At 41.1% G+C, this 3220-nt stretch carries 5 protein-coding genes; 3 read left to right on the forward strand and 2 right to left on the reverse strand.

Going from position 1 to position 3220, the window contains the following annotated elements:
• From IQ229_RS20175 to IQ229_RS20185, 3 genes are all read left to right on the forward strand, one after another.
• Window positions 1-613: hypothetical protein (locus IQ229_RS20175; protein WP_228013599.1), on the forward strand; the 613-nt coding region annotated here is incomplete at its 5' end.
• A 412-nt stretch (window positions 614-1025) separates the two neighbouring features.
• Window positions 1026-1463, forward strand: coding sequence for a hypothetical protein (locus IQ229_RS20180; protein ID WP_194046793.1), 438 nt, complete (start codon window positions 1026-1028; stop codon window positions 1461-1463).
• A 102-nt stretch (window positions 1464-1565) separates the two neighbouring features.
• The gene (locus tag IQ229_RS20185) at window positions 1566-1970 is read left to right on the forward strand and encodes a hypothetical protein (RefSeq protein WP_228013600.1); all 405 of its coding nucleotides are present in this window, start codon (window positions 1566-1568) and stop codon (window positions 1968-1970) included.
• Between the two features lie 10 nt (window positions 1971-1980).
• Here the strand turns inward: IQ229_RS20185 and IQ229_RS20190 are convergent, their stop codons facing one another.
• A complete protein-coding gene (locus IQ229_RS20190; RefSeq protein ID WP_194046797.1) occupies window positions 1981-2661 on the reverse strand; it encodes a hypothetical protein in 681 nt (226 codons plus the stop codon).
• Between the two features lie 53 nt (window positions 2662-2714).
• A complete protein-coding gene (locus IQ229_RS20195) occupies window positions 2715-3014 on the reverse strand; it encodes an HNH endonuclease (protein ID WP_194046799.1) in 300 nt (99 codons plus the stop codon).
• Window positions 3015-3220 lie beyond the last annotated feature (206 nt).

The raw sequence follows: 3220 nt of genomic DNA on the forward strand, positions 1-3220 counted from the left end.
GTATAAGCAGTACGATAACTTGAAAATTCTTATTCTAGGAAAGAAGCAAAAAACATATAAACAGTCATTTGATACTAGAGAAATTTTCACTTTTGAAGCTGAAACAGACATTATCGATTTAAAAGATTTAGTTAAGCAGTTACCATCACTTAGTTTGTATAATTTGCAAGTCTTGAGTCATTTAATAGATGCTGAGTTTCTTGCAGTAAAAACATTAAAAAATGTAAGTGAATTATTTAATAAAATTCCATTTTTGGAGTATGAAAACGATTTTAGTCCAGAGCCGATTGAAGAAGTAAATCCAGACAACGTAGTACGAATTGTGTATCGAGTAAATGTACCTTTGTATTCTGATCCGGAATGCCGATGTATTAGACCAGATGTGTCTGGAGTTATTCTTGAAACAAGACAGCAGCCAGGGAATGTTTTCGCTGGATACTCAATTCATCCAACTACTTGTAAACAATTTAAACAGGGAATACGAGTCATACGACTATACAGCCGATACAGTTCTTGGAGCGAATCTTGGTATCGCGATCCAGACACAAACGAAATAACATATGCATGGACTGAATCATCTGAATTGATAGGTCGCTCTTTGGAGCTTCAGTAAAAACAGTTAGTGAATTTGACAAGGGGAACTGACTTAATGCTGATACTAACTAAAATCTAAGCGTTGAGATAACCGATTCTAAATCCTCATCCAGCACCTCTAAGTTTTTTTTGCTGGGCAGACAAAGTTCTGCGATCTGAAATTTTTTGAATAACCTTCAGTCGTACTCCGACCTGTGCATCTGCGTCAAGCAAGTGCTGCGGAGGCTGTAGCCTAAAACCGAAGTAACTTACTATCGCTTAAACCGTTACAGGGAGCGGGTGTTATCTCAATCGTGGTTGGTGGTCGCACAACATTTGTGAGAGGGCAGGCGATTGCTTTTCTCTTCTGTGCCAGAGCGATCGCTGTTTTCCGGGACAATTAAGATGGATTTAACCTTGATTCTGCACTCGGTAGCACAAAGGAGTCGATAATGGGAGAAGCCAAAAGGCGCAAGAAGTTAGACCCCAATTGGGCTAAATCAGGGGGATTCAGTCAGCCCAACAAACCAAAAATTACCTACTTGACTGAAGAACACCCCGACTATCAAAAAGCCAGTGAGTTAAAAAATACCTTCTACCCTGACAAAAACTTTGTTTACCTAGTCCGCCTAGACTACTCAGATGGTGATTACTTCGTGGGGGCAGTAAACGCATTCTTGCAAGGTACTGAGATTACAGTCAACGCGATTTGGTCAGCTAACCCCAATTCTCAACGCACGGGTCTAGAGTTATTACAAAGTATTCGTCGAGATATTGGTTTGAAAGCCAGAGACGACATGAATCAATCATCTGTTGCAATTGACGACATGAATCAATCTAATGTCGTAATTTACGATATGACTCAATCGAATGTCGTCAATTGCGAATAATACCCCACCCTGTTCTCAAGGACGGTAGCTGTGGAACATACAAGGCATTTTCAGTCCAATATCAAGTTATCCTTTTAAGTTGATTGCAAATGGGTGTTCGCCATGATTGATTTACTCTCTAAGGATTTAAAGCACTCCGAGAAATATTTTGGCTGTAGTATTGATGTTTGGCGTGATGACAGGCGCGGTTGCTACTTAGCTGAATTATATGCCCCGGTACGCAACAGAATGTTGATGCAACAAAGGCAAGCATTCTCAGATATTCAATCGGCTGTAGCTTATATGAAGGAACAGGTCGATAAATACTATTCGCAAGGTTGGTATAAAGGCTGCATTATTGACGTGTGGTTTGATCTACGCCTTGGCTGCTACTTGGCTGAATTATATGTACCCATGCATGAAGAAATGGTGCTACAAGAAAGCCAGCCATTCCCAGATATTCAATCGGCTCTAGCCTCTATGAGGGAGCAAATCGATAAATATTACTTGAATGAGGTCAGACAGTAGTTCAATAACATCAGTCAGGTTTGGGCGCATTCACATCAGGGTAAAGAGTGCGATATTGTGACCATTGCTGTCGATAAAACTCTATTCCAGCCTGAGTAATAACCAGCTTGGTTGAGTGCTTACCGTCTTTGTTCCAGTAGCCAACTTCCTTTACTAATCCACTTCCTTGATAATCTCGTAATCTCAACCAAGTCCACTGCCAACTAAACCCGGCATAATCCCCAAAGGTTAATCCACTCTCTAGCCCTAATTCACCAGCTTGATAGGCTGTACAAAGTGCCTCCCATTGCCTTGGTTTAAGTTGTCCCTTGGGTGGCTTTTTAGGCGCTAATTCACCCAACCCAGCACGAGCTACAGCACGTCCAGTTGTGGTGAGCTTGATAGAAATTAGTTCGCCGTCATAATAATTACATTCAATTAACTTGTGTCGTTCCAAAAGAGCAAGAGTTGAACCTAATCCCTGGTCAACTACACCAGCAAGAGATAGCAACTTGTGCAATAAAGTTTCATAGCTTGTGGGTTCAAAATAATATTGCAGATTACGCCATACGGATGCTTTCTCTCTGATTGAACCTAATCGCCAACCTTCTTTTTGTGCTGCCTCCACCGACTGGTCAGTACGGTAAATGGCAGTGAGTGTGGCTTGCTGCCGTTCATTGAGTTTTTCCCACAGATGAAGGTGTTTACTCATCACTCATATCCCAGAGCCTTCTTAAAGATCCATCGCCTTACTAAGAAGCTGGCTCAAAATAAAGATAATTGTCCTGGCGATACATTTCCCCTGCGTCGCGTATGAAAACTGAGGTGGCAAGCTGTGCATAAGGCATATAAGTTTTCTCGACGATTATCTTCTGGCAGAAAATTTTTGTGATGCACTGTTAATGTTAGCGCTGTTCTCTTAGAACGGGAAAGTTCGGACGTATCATCACCGGGGCGAATGCACTGTAAGCCACACTTAGAGCAACGCCACCCTACAGATTGTTTGACATCAAGAGCGATATCTGACCAATTTTCTGGATAACGTGACTGAGATTTTTGGGGCATTTCCTGATTCTAAAAATGCGTAGCGATTTAATTACCAGTTCTTCAATTACGATTAATCTACTATAATTAGTCGCTTAAATAGATACAGTTAAGATTTTAAACAACCAGTCTTCTAGAGGTACGCCGAATTCTTCTGGAATAAGTTTTTGTATCTTGGTGTATTGAACCTGATTCCAATATGCAGGATTAAATATACTGTGCGGAAC

Origin of the sequence: Nostoc cf. edaphicum LEGE 07299 (genome assembly GCF_015207245.1) — a bacterium.
Classification (GTDB): domain Bacteria; phylum Cyanobacteriota; class Cyanobacteriia; order Cyanobacteriales; family Nostocaceae; genus Nostoc; species Nostoc edaphicum_B.

Bases quoted from the DNA above. Each gene is read 5' to 3' on its own strand.
- IQ229_RS20180 (WP_194046793.1), top strand. From the start codon at position 1,026: ATGGGAGAAGCCAAAAGGCGCAAGAAGTTAGACCCCAATTGGGCTAAA.
- IQ229_RS20185 (WP_228013600.1), top strand. From the start codon at position 1,566: ATGATTGATTTACTCTCTAAGGATTTAAAGCACTCCGAGAAATATTTT.
- IQ229_RS20190 (WP_194046797.1), bottom strand. From the start codon at position 2,661: ATGAGTAAACACCTTCATCTGTGGGAAAAACTCAATGAACGGCAGCAA.
- IQ229_RS20195 (WP_194046799.1), bottom strand. From the start codon at position 3,014: ATGCCCCAAAAATCTCAGTCACGTTATCCAGAAAATTGGTCAGATATC.